This window comes from Sphingomonas sp. UYP23 (genome assembly GCF_054059235.1).
Genome location: NZ_JBSSBX010000001.1, coordinates 2,781,058 through 2,797,427 on the forward strand (window position 1 = coordinate 2,781,058; position 16,370 = coordinate 2,797,427).

13 protein-coding genes and 1 pseudogene are annotated in these 16,370 nt (G+C 60.0%); 8 read left to right on the forward strand and 6 right to left on the reverse strand.

Features of this window, described 5'->3' with window-relative positions; all coding sequences use genetic code 11:
- Window positions 1-383 precede the first annotated feature (383 nt).
- The 4 genes from ACVWYO_RS13715 to ACVWYO_RS13730 all read left to right on the forward strand — a co-directional run bounded on the left by ACVWYO_RS13715 (window position 384) and on the right by ACVWYO_RS13730 (window position 4,493).
- On the forward strand, window positions 384-1,418 hold the full coding sequence (locus tag ACVWYO_RS13715) for an NAD(P)-dependent alcohol dehydrogenase (RefSeq protein WP_457351648.1): 1,035 nt from the start codon (window positions 384-386) through the stop codon (window positions 1,416-1,418).
- A 68-nt stretch (window positions 1,419-1,486) separates the two neighbouring features.
- Window positions 1,487-2,836 (forward strand): Dyp-type peroxidase, encoded by a 1,350-nt coding sequence (locus ACVWYO_RS13720; RefSeq protein ID WP_457351650.1) that lies wholly within the window; start codon window positions 1,487-1,489, stop codon window positions 2,834-2,836.
- Window positions 2,837-2,891: 55 nt separating this feature from the next.
- A complete protein-coding gene (locus ACVWYO_RS13725) occupies window positions 2,892-3,413 on the forward strand; it encodes a hypothetical protein (protein WP_457351652.1) in 522 nt (173 codons plus the stop codon).
- A gap of 99 nt (window positions 3,414-3,512) precedes the next feature.
- Window positions 3,513-4,493, forward strand: a complete 981-nt coding sequence (locus ACVWYO_RS13730; RefSeq protein WP_457351654.1) for a catalase family peroxidase — start codon at window positions 3,513-3,515, stop codon at window positions 4,491-4,493.
- 383 nt (window positions 4,494-4,876) lie between these two features.
- Here ACVWYO_RS13730 and ACVWYO_RS13735 read toward each other — a convergent pair whose 3' ends face one another.
- Window positions 4,877-5,350, reverse strand: a complete 474-nt coding sequence (locus tag ACVWYO_RS13735) for a DUF6841 family protein (RefSeq protein ID WP_457351656.1) — start codon at window positions 5,348-5,350, stop codon at window positions 4,877-4,879.
- Between the two features lie 686 nt (window positions 5,351-6,036).
- Between ACVWYO_RS13735 and ACVWYO_RS13740 the strand changes: the two genes are divergently transcribed.
- Window positions 6,037-6,957 carry a hypothetical protein gene (locus ACVWYO_RS13740; protein ID WP_457351658.1) on the forward strand — a complete coding sequence of 307 codons (921 nt, stop codon included), beginning with the start codon at window positions 6,037-6,039 and terminating at the stop codon, window positions 6,955-6,957.
- Window positions 6,958-7,171: 214 nt separating this feature from the next.
- Here ACVWYO_RS13740 and ACVWYO_RS13745 read toward each other — a convergent pair whose 3' ends face one another.
- Complete coding sequence (locus tag ACVWYO_RS13745) at window positions 7,172-7,906, reverse strand: hypothetical protein (protein WP_457351660.1); 735 nt, start codon at window positions 7,904-7,906, stop codon at window positions 7,172-7,174.
- Between the two features lie 227 nt (window positions 7,907-8,133).
- On the opposite strand from ACVWYO_RS13745, the gene ACVWYO_RS13750 reads away from it, so the two are divergent.
- Window positions 8,134-8,421, forward strand: coding sequence for a hypothetical protein (locus ACVWYO_RS13750; protein WP_457351662.1), 288 nt, complete (start codon window positions 8,134-8,136; stop codon window positions 8,419-8,421).
- 133 nt (window positions 8,422-8,554) lie between these two features.
- Here ACVWYO_RS13750 and ACVWYO_RS13755 read toward each other — a convergent pair whose 3' ends face one another.
- Both ACVWYO_RS13755 and ACVWYO_RS13760 read right to left on the reverse strand, forming a co-directional pair.
- Window positions 8,555-11,569 (reverse strand): TonB-dependent receptor, encoded by a 3,015-nt coding sequence (locus ACVWYO_RS13755; RefSeq protein ID WP_457351664.1) that lies wholly within the window; start codon window positions 11,567-11,569, stop codon window positions 8,555-8,557.
- 210 nt (window positions 11,570-11,779) lie between these two features.
- A pseudogene (locus ACVWYO_RS13760) lies at window positions 11,780-12,107 on the reverse strand (integrase core domain-containing protein); the annotation flags it as partial.
- Window positions 12,108-12,339: 232 nt separating this feature from the next.
- On the opposite strand from ACVWYO_RS13760, the gene ACVWYO_RS13765 reads away from it, so the two are divergent.
- A complete protein-coding gene (locus ACVWYO_RS13765) occupies window positions 12,340-13,095 on the forward strand; it encodes a hypothetical protein (protein WP_457351666.1) in 756 nt (251 codons plus the stop codon).
- A gap of 190 nt (window positions 13,096-13,285) precedes the next feature.
- Here ACVWYO_RS13765 and ACVWYO_RS13770 read toward each other — a convergent pair whose 3' ends face one another.
- Both ACVWYO_RS13770 and ACVWYO_RS13775 read right to left on the reverse strand, forming a co-directional pair.
- Complete coding sequence (locus tag ACVWYO_RS13770; RefSeq protein ID WP_457351668.1) at window positions 13,286-13,993, reverse strand: hypothetical protein; 708 nt, start codon at window positions 13,991-13,993, stop codon at window positions 13,286-13,288.
- A gap of 426 nt (window positions 13,994-14,419) precedes the next feature.
- Window positions 14,420-14,743, reverse strand: coding sequence for a hypothetical protein (locus tag ACVWYO_RS13775; RefSeq protein ID WP_457351670.1), 324 nt, complete (start codon window positions 14,741-14,743; stop codon window positions 14,420-14,422).
- Window positions 14,744-15,507: 764 nt separating this feature from the next.
- On the opposite strand from ACVWYO_RS13775, the gene ACVWYO_RS13780 reads away from it, so the two are divergent.
- Window positions 15,508-15,921, forward strand: a complete 414-nt coding sequence (locus tag ACVWYO_RS13780) for an OmpA family protein (RefSeq protein ID WP_457351672.1) — start codon at window positions 15,508-15,510, stop codon at window positions 15,919-15,921.
- Window positions 15,922-16,370 lie beyond the last annotated feature (449 nt).

Consider the following 16,370-nt stretch of genomic DNA (forward strand, 5'->3'; position numbering starts at 1 on the left):
AGCGCAGGCCGCGGGTAAGGAAGCGCTCCAAGGCTGACGGAAAGAACGTCGAACCGATCGCTGCCCTTTCGGCCGGCGCCGAGGCTCCCGCCCTTATCGAATACGGGAGCTCGTGCGCGCCCGAAGCTAGCGCGTAAACGGCGAGTCGGGCGTCGACTCTCATACTGCCAATGACCGCCCAGCCGCTTTTGGATTCCGATCTACGGCGGCGCAGGACCTTGTCGGGCGCATCTTCATTCAGGGCGTGCCGAGGCCGGGGAGAAAAGCGGCCGGCGAAGCGGGGGTTAGCTGCAATTTACTCCAAAGCCCTAACCCCCCCTCACGTCCCGACCGATCCGACCCCGTGTAGGAAGTCTGCACACACAGCTCAAAGGATAGGCTCGATGCTCGCATATCGGATGGTTCACTCGCAGCAGCCGCCGGAACTGATGGAGGTGCCGAAGCCGACGGCCGGTCCCGGTCAGATCCTCGTCAAGGTCGCGGCCTGTGGCCTGTGCCATACGGATCTAGGCTCGGTCCGAAACCGCACGGATGCCGAGTGGGGAGACCGCAAGCCGCCGTTCACGATGGGCCATGAGGTCGCCGGCTGGGTCTCGGAGATCGGCGATGGGGTCGCTGGCCTCGCGGTGGGCGAGGCTGTTGCCATCGTGCCAATCTGGGGAAGCTGCGGCAAATGTCCTCCATGCCGGCGCGGTGAGGAAAATTTCTGTCTCTATCTGAAGAAGATGATGGGCTGCGGCATCGGCTTCGACGGCGGCCTGGCCGAATTCATGGTCGTAGAGGCGCGCTACGCCGTTCCCATCGGAGACTTTGATCCAGTCCTTGCGGCGCCCCTCACCGACGCGGGGCTTACCACCTACACGGCCATCAAGCCGGTAATTCCGATGCTCGTGCCGGGCGCATCAGCGGTCGTGATCGGCGTCGGTGGGCTCGGGCTTCTGGCGGTGCAGTTGCTGACCCGACTTTCCGGCGCGCGCGTCATCGCCGTCGATAACGACCCCCGGCATCTGGATCTCGCCAAGGCGCATGGCGCCGACGACATCGTCATCAGCGACGCCGAAACGGCGGAACGGATCCGCGACATCACCGCCGGTGCCGGTGCGGCCTTCGTGCTCGACTGCGTAGGAACGGAGACGACCATGCGCACTGGCATAGCCGGTCTGGCACGTCAGGGTCGCCTGACGCTGGTCGGCGCGGCACGTCAGACCGTGCCGTTCGGCCTCCACGATATTCCGTGGGGCGCGCAGTTGGCCACCAGCCTTAACGGGGGCACCACCAATTTGCGCGAACTCGTAAATTTCGCGCGGCTCGGCCGCATCGAGTCGATCGTTGACCGGTATCCGTTGGCCCGCGTCGCAGATGCCTACGACGATCTCGAACACGGAAGACTGACGGGGCGGGCGGTGTGTCTGCCCTAAGTCGGCTGTACGCGATAGGGACCTGAATTTCGCTCAGATCGGTTCGGTAGTCCAACGGGAGATGTTTCATGGCGTCGGATGCACAAGCCTTCGTACCCACTGTAGAAATAGGCGACATCCAGGCGACGATTCTTCGGCCGCGTCCGTCCCCTTACAAGGGCGAATACGTCGTACTCAACGTAGCGGATCCGGTCCAGGGCCGCGACATGCTGCGTCGCATCCTGCCGCATGTGGCGCCGGCCGACAGTTCTTGGGCACCATCTTTGACGGGATGGCTCAGCGTGGCGTTCACCTTTAGTGGACTTCGCGCGATCGGCCTCTCGAACGATTGTCTTGAGTCCTTTCCATTGGAGTTTCGAGAAGGGATGGCGGCCCGGGCGACAGTTTTGGGCGACACCGGCGAAAATTCTCCTGATCGATGGGAATATCCGTTTGGTTCGACCGACGCGCATGTTCTGATTGCCATCTACGCCAAAGACGAAACCGGACTGGAGGCGATGCTAGAGAGAGCCCGGCAAAGCCACCACGACCTGCCTGCGATCGAGGTGCTGTATCGTTTGCCGTTCAGCGAGCTTCCGGACGGGCGCAATCCCTTCGGCTTTAAGGATGGTCTGCACAATCCTCGCGTCGAGGGTGCCTCTGGCGTAGGGCCGCTCGAGGACGGCCCCGTGCTTAAGGCAGGTGAAATCGTCCTCGGCTACCCGGACGAGGACGGTCGGACGGCAACGACTCCGTCGCCCGACATCCTGCGCCGAAACGGCGCCTACGTGGCGGTCCGTAAGTTTCACACGAAGGTTGCGGAATTTCGCCGCTACCTCCGCGAGAACTCGTCGTCTCCCGACGAAGAGGAACTGCTGGCCGCCAAGATGGTGGGTCGATGGCGGAGCGGAGCGCCGCTCGTCCTGGCCCCAGATCGGGACGACGCCGCTCTTGGCGCCGATCCCGAAAGAAATAATCGATTCGGCTACGCGAACGATGACAAGGGTTTGGCCTGTCCGTTCAGCGCGCATATCCGCCGCGTCAATCCTCGCGATGCTCTGAAGGACGATATCGTCGCCGTTGACCGCCACCAGTTCATCCGCCGCGGGACGAACTTCGGCGCACCCCTGCCAGAAGGCGTGACGCAGGACGATGGCGTCGATCGCGGTGGTGTTTTCCTGCTGATCGGCACCGATCTCGGTCGACAGTTCGAGTTCGTGCAGTCGCAATGGATCGCGAACGGCAACTTCATCGGACACGGCCAGGAGCAGGATCCGCTTCTAGGCAACTCCGCTCAGCCGGGTGACTTTACGATACCCCGTCGACCCATCCGCCGACGTCTACACGGTCTTCCACAGTTCGCAGCGGTTCGCGGTGGAGAATATTGCTTCATGCCCGGCCTTCGCGCGCTGCGATGGCTCTCGGAATTGTCGAGCTAACTGCCGTCCATACGCCTCGCTTTCACTTAGAATCGTTTAAACAAGGAGAAGTAAAATGACCGACGCTGCAAATCATAACTCCGCTTCCACCGGCTCGTCGCATTCCAGTCCCGCCGGGATGAACGACAAGGGTCGAGCGATGGGCCAGGCGCATGAGTTCTGTGCCATCTTCCCGCTGAACCCCGGCGGAGCCGAGCGGATCCAAATGCGGTTGGGCGACTACATTACAGCCGATGCTCCGCTTTTGGACAAGGTAGCTACGGTGCACGATCTGCGTTTCGTGCTTATTGACGGAGGTACACGGCTTTTGTTCGCCAGCACATACGACGGAGACTTCGAGCAGTATATCAAGGACTTCGCGACGATCATCCCCGATCACATCGACAAAGAGCTCGAGGATTGCGTAGGATTTCCTGGAGTTCGCAGCCCGGAGATCTGGAAATACCTCGCCGATCATCAAATTGGGTCTTTCGTATTCTACTCCGCCTACCCGAACGTGACGGTTCGCGACGTGTGGAAGGGGCAGAAGGTGATGAAGGCATTCGATCAGCTACTCGACGTAGCTCAAGGCGCCTGACGCCCGACCGGCAGGTTGCCCGGGCGATTTTGGTCGCTCGGGCGTGCTGTCCATACCTGCCCTGGCGAGGCTGATTGAACGAACGCAAGGAGACGGGACATGAATCACGGACAATTTTATTTGGCCACGAAGCTGGTCGACGCCATCCATCAGGATTTCGGCGGATTCCATCCAGGTTATCGCGACGTGCATGCATCGGGCCGCTATTACGCCGCCTCGTTCTGCGCGACTCCAGAAGCCAAAAAGGTAAGTCACGCGCTGCATTTTCAGGGAGACGCAGTTCCTGTCACTGTGCGTCATTCCAATTCAAGGTCCGGCAATCCGTTGGGGCCGGCGACGACGGTATCGATGTCTGTCAGGTTCTATTTGGCAGATGGCACTTCGACCGACCTCGTCGCCCTGGCTATCCCGCTCTTCGTTGCACGTACGCCGGATGAGACTCTGGACTTCCTCACCGCCATCAAACCCGATCCGACTACCGGCAAGCCCGATGGGGCCAAGGTGACAGCACTTCTGCAAGAACGTCCGTGGATCGCGCACGCTGTCAAACTCGCCAAGGGGCTTCCGTCCGCAGTCAGCTTCTCGCAGACGACATTCCACATGCTTCACGCCTTCAGGTTCGTGAACGACGAAGGCACATTTCGCTACGCCCGATATCACTGGGAGCCCGAAGTCGGCGGCCCAGGGCAGACCCTCGAAGAGTTACAGCGGCGTCCGCCTAACTATCTTTTCGAAGAGTATGAGGAAAGGCTGCGTTCGGCGCCGGTCGTCTTCAATCTCGTCCTGCAGTTTGCCGGAGAGGGCGATCCTCTCGATGATCCGAGCGCGCCTTGGCCGGACGACCGCGAACGGCTCGTCGTTGGCAAACTAACAGTTTCTCGCCCAACCTCGGTGGAAGAGATCGGCGACGCTGTCATGATGCACGACCCGACGAAGGTGACGGATGGCATCGAGTTGTCCGACGATCCCATACTGGCCGCCCGCCGGGGCATATATGAGCAGTCGGTCGCATACCGGACCGGCGGATGGAAAGGCCGCCAAGCCGCCTGGGAGCGTGGAGGTATCTGCCCGTTCGGGTAGTGCGAGTAGCGCGACCGGTAACATGCTGAGCTGCCTGCCACATCGGCGAGGATTGGATCGGTCCCGGACGGCACATGCGTAGGCACATTGCAACACATCGTCCGTCCTAGTCGACCCCCAGACACCGCAGGGTACGACACGAATCGAGCGTCGGAACGAGCCCGACTGCATTTACGTGGCGGGACTGATGGCACCTCGAATCGACTTCATATCCGCTCATTACTGCCGGATTGGCGACGGCGGCAGCATGAACCAAAGCTGCTTGCGTGCAACCTCCGCCGATAATGCGCCGCGTCGCGGCGCATTATCGGCGGCATTCGTCTTCGGCGTCCAGAGGTCGCCGCTGTTCATTTCAAACTTACGTCCGGTCAGGCCGTTTAGGCTCAGTCAACAGGAGCTATGGCGTCGATCCGCCAGCCCCTGGCTGTGCAGCAGAGCCCATAGGTCAGTGCGACTTCCAGATCGGCGACGTTTGCGCCGGATCTGATCCACACCGCATCGACCAACGCTAAGTATGAGGACGCATGGCGCACTTCGCATCGGTGCAGGGTCGTGGTCGAGTAGCCACCGTCTCGAAAACGATGCAATTCCCCGCCCAGGCCCAGCGGCCCGAGAAGGTCCTCCTCCGAAAGGAGAAGGATGGCGCGCTCGGCCGTCATCATGCGGAACGGTGCCGCATAGTAGTCAAGCAAACCGGCGATCGACGGACTTCGCGAATTCGCCAGGTCGGCGAACACACCGCCATATTCCTTCAGCACGCGAGCGAGTTCCTCTGATTGGCAACCCGATGATGGGCTGCGCCCGCTATCGTCATTGGCAATGGCCTCTTCGCCGGTCGTCGGTTTATCGCCACACACGGTCATTCTCCTCATTAATAAGCGGTTACGTGTCTGCGCTCGGCTTCGACGTCGCGGAAGTGAGCGGTCGTAAGCGCGTGGCTTGCGGCTCAAGCTGTTGAAGCGCCCGCGATCAAACGGCGCCCACGCGGGCATCGGCGATTCGTTCGCTCCCACAGGCACATTCGGCTCCGGGGCGGACGACCGCGGTCTACTGCTCGCCCGGCGCAAGGCCATTGGTCCTAAGCGCGCGGCAGCCGTCCGCCGTCCTGCGGCGCCTTGTCGAAGGCGTTAGCGACCGCGACGTAAGCGGAGCTCAGAGTGAGGCGCGGACGCCTCGTCGGTCATGCCTCTTTCGACACCACGAAGCCTTGCCATGGCTATGAGACTGCCAACGCCTCGCCGCCGCTGGTCGTGCAGGCTGGAAAGGTCGAACCGCTTTGGCCATAGTCCGCAGCTGACATCGGCTGCGGGCGGGCAGGGCCTCGCTTGCGCATCGTCGTCATTATCGACCGCACGGGCGTCAAGGTCACGTCATTCACGCCGTCCTGGCCGGCAATGACAACAGCCTCTTCGACGGCCGGCGGATCCCCCCATCGACAATTAAATCGGAAATGCGAACAAGAAGCGGTGTGGATCCTCACGTGGATGTCGTCTCGGCTAATGACCAGCGAAAGCGTCCGTGGTCGAACGGGGAACACAGCTTTATGAGACTCGAACTCGCCAGCACGGGACAGGCTGTAGGCAATCCTCGCCGTCAGGTGGGTTTAGGCCGAGCGGCATTCTCCGCGCCGATCTCCTCGGTCGCGGCAGCGCTTAAGAATCAGCCTACCGGATCTTCGCCGATATCGCCTGAAGCCGTGCGTGCTCAGCTCGACCGAGTCGGCCGGCGCGCGTTCGCAAGCTCCGCCAAGCTGTTCGCATTCTGCAGGTTCGTCGTCGAGGAAGCGCTCGAGGGGCGAGGGGATACCCTGAAGGAGCTCGTCATCGGCGATGCGCTCTACCGGGGCGCGCAGCCATACGATCCGCGGATCGATTCGACCGTTCGCGTCGAGGCGCGGCGCCTCCGCAAGAAGTTGGACGCCTACAACGAAGGTCCAGGTGCCGACGACGAGATCTGGATCTCCGTCCCGGTCGGCGCCTACGCGCCGCAATTCGCCGCGAACGGACGGTGGCGGCCGGTCGGTGCCCGCGCGCCGGCGCCGATAAAATCCGAAGGACCCTTGCGTGGCCGGATCGGCCTTGCCGTACTTCCCTTCGTCTCCCTGTCGCCGAGCGAAGTCGACGCTGCCTTCGCGCAGGGTCTCACGGACGAGATCATCTACGCGGCGGAGAATTCGTCTCGGTTCGACGCGACGTCACGTGCCGTAGTTTTCCAATACCGGGTTGGCCGGTTCACGCTTACGCAAGTCGCGTCCGAAACCGGAGCGGACCTCGTGGTGCATGGCACCATCCGTCGCTGCCAGACCATGCACCGGGTCACCATCGAGATGTCCGACCGAACTGGGTGCGTGATGTGGTCGCATCGAACCGACGTCTCGGGCGAATGCGATCTGCAGAGCCAGGAGCATCTCGCGACCGTCATTATGCAGCTGCTTCTAAAAGGGGTCGAGTGCCTCGGCATGTAATCGATTCCGGGTCGCGACAGCCGACGCGATCTAAGCCCATCTCGCTCGTAAATTTCTGTGCCGGGACAGCGCGGCTCGCGCACTCGCTTGAGACGATCGTTTCAACCGCGTCTCTCTGCCACTGCCCATGAAAAATCGGTGGGCGGCCAGTTCCATCGAGCGCCGCTCTTCAAGTGGAGGGGATCGGACCGAGATTCGCCTCGGCGGAGAAGCCTTAGTTGTGCCCGAAGCCGCCGAACGCCGTATACGAGGACAGCCGGGCCATGATCGATGCTTCAATCCTTTCCTGAAGTTCAAGACCGCAACCGCCGGCGATGTCGATGCGATCTGACCAAACGACGTCTCCGACGCGATCAGCTAGTTCGACTGAAATGCGGTGAAAGTCCGGCGTCCGCCTCATGGTGGCGTGGAGGAGAAGGTCGGAGTTCGTCGCGGCAGCGAATTCACCGAGCGAATAGCGCGCGCTTCGTAGCTGAAACATGAGCGCTCGTGAGACGACGCGGAACGGGGCGCCACATGCGGCGGCGTGTATAACTTTATCGGTCACGCCTTCCGCGAAGGCGCTTTCGACTTCGGCGGCGCCAAGGGAGGTGAACGGCAGAACCGCGAGCGACGGTAGGAAGGGGAGAACCGCACACGCCCCGCGTTCGGAGCGCTGCGTCCGGGGCGTGCTCTTAAGTTGGAAGAGGGGGGCGTAGCCGCCGGTTGGGATGAGTATGACGACCTCGTCTTCAGCGCCCATGCCGTCGTAGTAGGCGTCCAGCTTCGTTCGAAGGCGACGGGCCTCGACGCGAACGGTCGAGCCGATGCTAGGATCGTACGCTTGATTGCCGCCGTAGAGCGCGTCACCGATCACCAGCTCCTTTAGCGTGGACCCGCGGCCTTGAAGCGCCTCTTCGACGACGAAGCGGAGGAAGGCGAACAAGCCCGACCTGCCGGAGAGCATCAATGCACGTCCTCGAGCATGCTACGACGAGCCGCCGGCCCAACAGCAAGGCAATCCCAAAAGCTCGCTCCGAAAAATCGGCGAATGCGCGCATGTTCGTTTCGCGCAGGCTGCTTGTTAGTCCTTTCTAATGCAGACGGCGCAGACGCCGCGGAGACGCTGTGCCGGCCATCGCGCCTTCAGACCCGCGGGTCAGTCAAACATGACATCTCCGGCTGAGCTAGCTAGAGATGACACCGGAGGCGCTTGCTACTCTCGGCATAATTTTCGAGATCTTCACTCTCCGGGAGCAAGGGTTGGTCGACCCTGCCGTGTGGAACGTTTGGTGCCGAGACATGGACCGCTTCTTGCTTGCGCCGGCAATGCTTGCCGCGCGGGAGCAGATCGAGCTCGCCTTTGCCAGCGACGAGGCGTTCTTAGCTTGGATTGACGATCGTCAGCGCGACCTAAACAGCCCCGTTCAAGACAGCGCGGTTGACGGGATCAGCATCCAGAAAAAGCGTGGCGATCCGACGTGAAAACGGATTACGCTCGCGTTTTATACGAGATAACTGAGGCAGCGTGGACCTCGCCGGAAGGATAGTAAATAATGGAACTCTGAGCTAGCATAACTGGACCCCGCTTGCTGTTTCAAGTGAAGATGTCCCCGGATTAGAATTGCATCTGAATAACCAGACTGAAACGACGGAGCCGGGGATCGCCATAGTAGCTGTATCCCTGCGTGTTATCCCAGAAATCAAGATAGCGCGGTGGTGAACTGTCCAGCAGATTCAAAATGCCGGCCCGTATTAACAGTGATCCCGCTTCACCATGAATCCCTGTCAGTCCGAAGCGATAACTCACCGCGAGATCAAAATAGAGCTGACACGCTACCCACGGAGAACCCTGAAGTGAGAGAACGTCACCGGGCAGGGCGGATGTCGATTCTAAAACGCTATACCTCGAAAAATACTGTGCATTAAGATCAACTCTGGCTCGTCCGAGCCGCACTTCAATGCCCCCGTTCGCCTTCAAATTCGGCGGCCCATCGGCTAGACCGTTCAAGCGCACCCACGGTTGTCCTGGCGATCCCCGTCGACGTAGATCAAGCGTCCAGGTTGCCGACGTGTACAGCCGGACGCCAAACGTCCTAGCTAGCTCGACCTGCCACTCCGCGTCGGCCGCGAGGGTTTGCAAGACAGAGCGTCCGAGGTTCGCGTCGGTCGCATCGATCGAAACCACAGGCCCAGCGTCAAAGCCCTTGGCGACATCAGCGGATAAAAGAGGGCCGCGGATGACTCGTCCGGGAAAGTCGGCAACGTTCAACAACAAGAAGGTTGGGTCCTGAAGATCGTTCAAGGGGGCCACGATCTCATGGCGTTTAGTTATGCGAGTATAATCGACGGATACACGAGGGCCCCGATCATGTGAGAAGTCGAGAACCCCGCCCGTTGAGAGGGTCGTGGCCTGTTCTGAACGGAGTTTGGGTGAGCCGCCCACAAGTAACGGGACGCCGACCGAATATGTTCCCCCGAGGGATTCGCCCTTCCGAAGGGGATCGCTACCGAAGGCGATCGTCTGTATGGCAGCGATCTGATCGCCAGACGGTGGAAGGCTGCCAGTTGCTAAGCTTGCACGCAAGATCAGGTTGCGTGTGGGAAATGAACGTAGCCCAGCTGTTATGCTCGTTGTGCTGTTCGCATCGTCGCCGTAAACTGGCTCGGCCCCGTGTAGCGAGATAATCGCAGGACCCTCGACATATGTTCTGTCGCCGCGCACCGCGAATTGCGCTTCGAGCCCTCGCACTGCTCGAAATCCGTCGGCGCGAGAGAGGAAGGGTAGACGGAGTTCCGCATGTGCGGAAGTTACCCTCTGAAGTAAGTAGGGCTGAACTACAGGCCCACTAAAATAATCGGTATTGGTAGTCTTCGATGGAGGAACGCGCTCTACGCGTCGCTCGATCAAGATTGTGGCTGTCGCGTCACCACCTGCCAAACGGACGATAGGTCCCGCCAGTCTTGCACTTAGATCCGAAAACCGGTTGACAACATTAGAACTTATAGTGCTGGCCTGACTATAAGCTACGAGACCCTTACGAAAGAGGGTCCAGTCGCCAAAAGGATTCAAAGTTGGTCCGCCATCGGGGCTTGGCAAGCCCGTGCTCAGCCCGTCGAAACCTTCAGAAGATAGCTCGCGCCCCTGATTCGTTGTCTGGCTTTTTGCATACCCTAGCCCCGCATTGACATCGGCCGTCCAGCCGAGAGGAAGTCCAACGATCGTGCCCACCGTGAAGCGAAGAGTTTCGTTTCGCGTACGCAAAGCAATCGGAAAATCCGAGAAGGGAAACGCGACCACTATAGGTTGCTGGAATGGGTTTGTTGGCGCATCCGCGTTAATGACCCCGTAAGGGATACCGTACAGTGTCGTCGAGCGGCCAACGTCCGACAGGTAAATCAAGTCCGAAAAAAGTTCAATGTTCGACCCGAAACGGTGGCGGACGGTAGCAAGTAATGAGGTTGTTACGGCCTGGCTAAGAAGGCCACCAGCGGCCCCCCTCGCGTCAGAAGCGATCTGCGTAGGATTCTCGCCGGCGTTTCTGACCAGCTTGTCTGTGAGGTTCGAGGTAGACAGCTGTGCGCCAAGCGGCAAGTAAGTGGATGTCGATCCGAGTTGAACGCCCGAGAAAGCGGATTTCAGCGTCAGTTTTGAGTTGTCAGCGCTATAGATCGTCACTGCATTGAACGCGGGAAGAAGTTCAAGAAATGATGAGGGATTATTTGCAATCGCCGTAGAGACTGCCTGCTGGTAGAAATCTCGGCTTCCTCTCGCCAGACCGTCCACTTTCGATCGAGACGCTGCGACCATTATGTTCGTGCGTCCATCGTCGGGACTGAAGCCAAGGCGAGCGTCAATGCGGTATCCGGTGCCTCCTTGTAGCCCCGTTGTGCTGCCTGCGCTCACGTCGAAGCCGCGATACTCACGTTTCAGGATGAAATTTACGACACCGCCCGTCGCGCCAGGGCCGTAGATACCCCCCGCCGTTCCCGTCAACTCTTCGACCCTGGCGATCTCGCCAATCGGAAGCGCAGCGACGTCTGGTTGCAGAAACCCAACTGAAGAAGAGGGCAGGCTTGGCATCCTGAGCCCATCGACCAATACGAGAGTTTGCTTCGGCCCTAGCCCGTTCAAATTGATCTCTGAGCGCACACTGCCGCTCTCGCGAGACGGGTTCTGCGCAGGAGATAGGAGTTCGGCGTTCGACGGCGCCCTGGCCTTCAGATAGCTATCGGCATTATCCGCAAAGGAGCCGGCCAGATCCTCGGCGCTATACTCTCGATATGGCTGGATGTCGTTGCGGGTCCGTCGCATGTCCGCGTCTAGCGAGCGACGTGCGGTCACGATGATGTCGGGCACAGCCTGTTGCACAGGCGGTGCCGACGCTCGGCGGATCACGAAGCTGTCTGGTCCCACCTGCGCTGCGGCCAGACCAGAACCCGCGAGCAGCTTTTCTAAAGCGTCTTTGAAGTCTAATCGGGCCTTAAGTCCCGTAGTCACGCGTCCGGCCAAATCTTCCGAGACAAAGATGAGGTCTATTCCCCAGTCGGCCGCGAGTTTGTTAAGCGCCGTTGCCAGGGATCCTCGCTCAAGACGGACTGCTCGCGCCGCCGCATTGACAGGCGTAGGCAATGACGCCGCCAGCGTGAGCGCGACAAATACGAAGGCCCGAATAGCCGCTACCCCTTACGATGCTCCTTCGCCCAGTATCATAACAGCGGTCATTCAATTGTCATATCGGTCATTTGCGTGAACCAGGCTCGGCGACGTTTCCGTTTGTGCTAGCGCTGTCCGCGGACGTGAGCTGCTCCCGCCGAGTGGACCGTGTTGACTGCTTCAGGATTAAGGTCGCGGCGCCATATCCGGGCGGAGGTGGAGCGAAGCGGAACCGGAGTCCGGATAGGGCGGTGAAGCCGCTTTCGAGGGAGCCGTAGCCCAGGCTGCTGCGCGAACTTACCGTGTTTTAGTGCCGCCGCCATGCCCTGATCGACACCTTTGCTTCGGTGAGGCTGTATAGGATCTCGCCGTTGAGCAGTTCGTCGCGCAACGACCCGTTGAAGCTCTTACTACAGCCATTTTTGCATGCTGCTCGCGGTGCAATGTAGGGCGAGTTCGCCCCGATCTAGCCGGTCCATTTCTGAACCGCATTGGGGATAAACTCGGCGTCATTGCCACTGTGACTGAGGCAGCGCGGCTCTCGCTAGATGGATACGCAGAAATCCGCTTAGCGGGCAATCATACCTTGATGTCGTCCGTCATCCATGGGGGCGAGTGGCAACCACGTTTATCCGCAATATGAGGATGCGGTGCCGTGGAGTGGCCGCCGCGGCACCTATCGACTGCGCAACGGCAGGGCCGCGTTCGGCGGCACCGCATGGGGCGCGCGCTTCAAGGAACCGGGTATGACTGAAAATCCAAATGCTTTGACCGGCCCGGCCCTCCGCCGTTTCAAGTCCGACTTTCTCGTCCACATCGATGACGAGGAGCGAGCCGCCGCCTCTCGTATTATCGCTCGGGGATGCGCGGGCGACATAGAGGTCGTTTCAAAGACGCCCGTGGGCCGACACCCAAAATCCGGGGTGACTGCGATATTGTCGGACGACCAGCTTCGGCTTAGGAGATGGGATCCGCAACTCAAGCGACACATTGAATTGCGCCTCGCGGCGCGCCGGCCGAACGACAGCGTCGGCGCCGTGCTGACGTTCCTGCTTCGCGACTGGCAGCGTGCGCTGCAGGGCCCGAGCTCCGGTCGGGACCAGCCATTTCGTGTGGTCGCTGCCACGCGCGAGTCGGTTATCGTCACGGCCATCTTCGAGCGTTTCGCCGAAGGTTGGCGGTTCGCGACGATTCATCCCGGAACTACTTCGGAACCGCCTTCGGTGCACGTTTTGACCAAAGCTGAGGGCCTACTTGTGTTCGTCCCCAACGGGGTCGCGGGAAGGACTAGATCCTTGTCGCCATCCGCCGGCGCACTGCTCACAGACGGCGCGATGCGGCACGTCGTGGGCATCGGCCGCAGCATGTGCAGCTTGGCCATAAGACTCGGAGCGGCTCCGACAATCACCGTGCGCCGCGAGCGGATCGATCCAGCGGAGCGGTTGCGCCATGCAGCGGCCACTGCAAAGCTCGGTCCGTTGATAATTGACGCATTGGGCTGAAGGCGACGAGATCGGGGCGTCGGCCTCCGAGCACCGGACGGCTCGAAACCCGTCCCGACGGGCGAGGCGATGCACTCGCCGCTCCTTTGTTTTGATATAGCGCTACACATGCCAATGCCAAAAACGTTGCCGGCGCCATGCGCCGGGGATCTGTACATTGGTCTCCCTTGCAGGCTTCCTAAGCGAGGCTTCACGCCAGGATGTTGACTGCACGTGCGGCAACCAACGCGATGGTCAATAGCGACACGGCAGACTCAAACATCATCATAAGTTTGGCGCGGCGCGAAAGCGGCAAGGTGTCGGTTGGCGAGAAGGCCGTGGCGTTGGTAAAGGCGAGGTACAGATAATCGATGAAGCCGGGTTTCCATAGCGCAGCCTCTGGGCTGTTCATCGTCATATGCGGGAACAGGAAATCGCATTTGAAATTGTCGACCAGTCCATGAGAGGCCGGACCGCCGCGATCGATTGTCCAGAACCACAAGGCGAAGATTATGACGTTCGTGGCCCAGATATTAAGTGCGTCCAGCAGCAACGTCTGACCGATCTTGGAAGCGTGGCCGTGGAGGAGCGCCAGGACGAGTTCGATCAACGCCTCGAAGTTGATCAGCGTGATCAGCGCGGTCATGATCAGCGCAAGCGAGCGAATCCCACGTCGTGCTCTCGCCACGATCCGCCAATGCGCCTCAGTGCTGGCATCGCGTGCCGATATCTGCGTCCGCGCCGTCGCGACCGCTAGCGGGAGCAACAATCCTAGTTCGAGCCCTGGGGCAAGCCACCGCGGCCCGAGGGTCAAGTCATTGATCATGAGAAGCTGCAGAGACGCGACCACGACTACGGACAAGCGGGCGAGCCAGAAATCCAAAGCGTGGGTGTGGATCGCCTTGAGTGCCGTTGTCATGGATTTGCCTTTTTCATTCTTGCACGCCGCCTGCCGATGCGCCCGCGGCTATGTCGCAGGAGGTCGAAACGCCCGACCGAGGCCAAAGCCGGCAACTCGAAGCCAGCTGGGATCGATGTGAGCAACCCCAAACGCATCGGCGCGAGCGTCATCATTCAAACACCTAACGCCTGGACGCCGGTTGAATTGACGCAGTATGGCCTAGAACGTGGCATGAGATAGGCTTCGCAACTCGATATCGCCGTTGTGTTCATCGACCCCGAAACAGGAATTTGGATTTGCTATCTTCTCGGCCAATGGCGGTGAACGCAGACATCAAGGCTGTCAGGCCCCAACAAATCACCCACAGCTTCATAGCGCTGCGTAAAGGGCGAAGTCCTACATAGCGTCGCGGACGGCTATGAACCGAATGCATGGATACACGGCCTAATCGTCCCGCCCCGCTCCCAGGGGCTGTGCGTTTCGATCGCCCAGAGCGAGTGCGGCTCCGGTGACGATGCCACTGAAGATCAATGCCACGACGATGTCGCGGAACGCCCGGCCGCCATCGTCCCCAGCTTGGAGCGCATCTACGAGCAAATACGCCAAAAATACCACAGATGCGAAGAGCGCCGAGAGCTCCGCTGCGAGCCCGTGCTTCGAAATGATTTGACGGAGCGACTGCATATTTTGGTTCCTATGCCAATTGATGCGGGCACTGTCGCAATCGCTGAGATAAGGGTGAATCAGACGACCGGGTCGGGTCATCATACTTGGGTGTTAAGCGCACCGTCGCTTGTGCACCCCGTCGCATTGACGGTCGGCGCTCTGTGTCGCTAGCTCAGGATGTGCCCTGCATGACTTAGATCGCCTTCTGCAACGGCCGTTCGAAATGGACAGTCGCGAGACGAAAAGACCGGTGCGGCTGACACAAGCGCGGAGGACCTGCGACGCCTTGAAACTTTGCGGCGGTGGACCCCGATAACGTCGGTCAAATTGACAGCCATGATTAAGGCATGGGCGAGTGACGGATCAATCGGCTCCGAGAAAAGGTCGGGGCGCTGGCCCGCCTCACACTATTCCCGGTGCGCGCAGCAAAGCGGGGACGGCCTCCGTATGCATCTTCTCTTCGCCAATAAATCTCATTCTGACGGTTAATCTTGCGGTCGGTCTCATCATACAAAAGTGTGATCAAGACGGCACAGTGCCTAATCGATATTAGCAAATCGAGAGCGCATTGCTCGTGCACGGCCGACGCGTTTGGCGTCGCATGCAAATCGGAGGGCGACATGTGCTCATCTCTCGTAGTTTCGGGCGTCGCTCCCTTGGCGGAAGCAGTAATGCCTAGGGGCCGTGGGAATATTGATAAGGCCAGGATCTCAAAAGTCGGCTCCAGGCTGCCTAAAAGCGCTTTATGTGTTTTAACGGCGCTCGCGATCGTTGCAGTCCAAGGATGCGATAAATCCGCCCCACCTACTAAGCAGGGAGCAACCGGCGATGTGGATAGCATCGTAAGTCTACCAGGTACGGCAGTAATGATCGCGCCGAACGGAACCATAGGCCGCGAATTGATCGACTGGCTCGCGACGCACGACAGGCAACCGCGGCGCTTTGAGCTCGGGGGAAATGAGTTTGTGGGCCGAAAAGTCGAACCGACGATCGAGTCAAAAGCCCGAATAGAACGACTTGCGACAATGATGCAGGCCTATCCAGACGTTCGGCTCCATGTGATTGGATACACCGACGCCAGTGGAGACGATGTCGCAGATAAGGCCGTTTCGAGCGCGCGCGCGGAATGGATAGTGCAAGCATTGCATGACGCCGGCATCCTGAGGTCTCGGCTTAGTTCCGAAGGCCGCGGAGGGAACGAGCCGATAACACCCAATAATGATGCGGTTGGGCGCGCTAAGAATCAACGCGTGGCGATCGTTCTTTCGGTACACCAATGACGGCTCGCCGTGGCCTTCGCCAAAAGGGAACGGCTGTCAGAAACTTTCTTGCAACGACGCTTCATGTCGGTTTTGGCCCGCCTTCGCTCCGACGCTGAGACGCGGCCTTTCCACTGATCTGCGTTTCACAGACCCCTCGCACGAGTTGCGCCAGGATCGTGACGTGATCCACGATCCAGGAGAGTTCCTGGTCCGTGATCTTGAAGTGCGGTGAATATCGCGCTTCGACATAGGCCCGCCGAAGCAGTTCGAAGGCTCGCTGAGCGAAGCGCGTGTCCCGTGGCCAGGCTTCCATCAGCAAGGGCGCCAAGCCCTCCGCAGAGGACCGCAGGGCTGTTCAACGCTAATGGCATGATCAGCATGAGGTCGTTGTAGGACGGGATTTTTGAGGATTCCCAAGCAGATACTTTTCTGACTCAAGGGCGCGGCACTGATGAGGATTGCCTGCT

Excerpts from the sequence above, each read along its gene's own strand:
- ACVWYO_RS13765 (WP_457351666.1), top strand. The coding sequence starts at position 12,340 with ATGACTGAAAATCCAAATGCTTTGACCGGCCCGGCCCTCCGCCGTTTC.
- ACVWYO_RS13730 (WP_457351654.1), top strand. The coding sequence starts at position 3,513 with ATGAATCACGGACAATTTTATTTGGCCACGAAGCTGGTCGACGCCATC.
- ACVWYO_RS13750 (WP_457351662.1), top strand. The coding sequence starts at position 8,134 with ATGACACCGGAGGCGCTTGCTACTCTCGGCATAATTTTCGAGATCTTC.
- ACVWYO_RS13725 (WP_457351652.1), top strand. The coding sequence starts at position 2,892 with ATGACCGACGCTGCAAATCATAACTCCGCTTCCACCGGCTCGTCGCAT.
- ACVWYO_RS13720 (WP_457351650.1), top strand. The coding sequence starts at position 1,487 with ATGGCGTCGGATGCACAAGCCTTCGTACCCACTGTAGAAATAGGCGAC.
- ACVWYO_RS13775 (WP_457351670.1), bottom strand. The coding sequence starts at position 14,743 with ATGATGACCCGACCCGGTCGTCTGATTCACCCTTATCTCAGCGATTGC.
- ACVWYO_RS13770 (WP_457351668.1), bottom strand. The coding sequence starts at position 13,993 with ATGACAACGGCACTCAAGGCGATCCACACCCACGCTTTGGATTTCTGG.
- ACVWYO_RS13780 (WP_457351672.1), top strand. The coding sequence starts at position 15,508 with ATGATCGCGCCGAACGGAACCATAGGCCGCGAATTGATCGACTGGCTC.
- ACVWYO_RS13740 (WP_457351658.1), top strand. The coding sequence starts at position 6,037 with ATGAGACTCGAACTCGCCAGCACGGGACAGGCTGTAGGCAATCCTCGC.
- ACVWYO_RS13715 (WP_457351648.1), top strand. The coding sequence starts at position 384 with ATGCTCGCATATCGGATGGTTCACTCGCAGCAGCCGCCGGAACTGATG.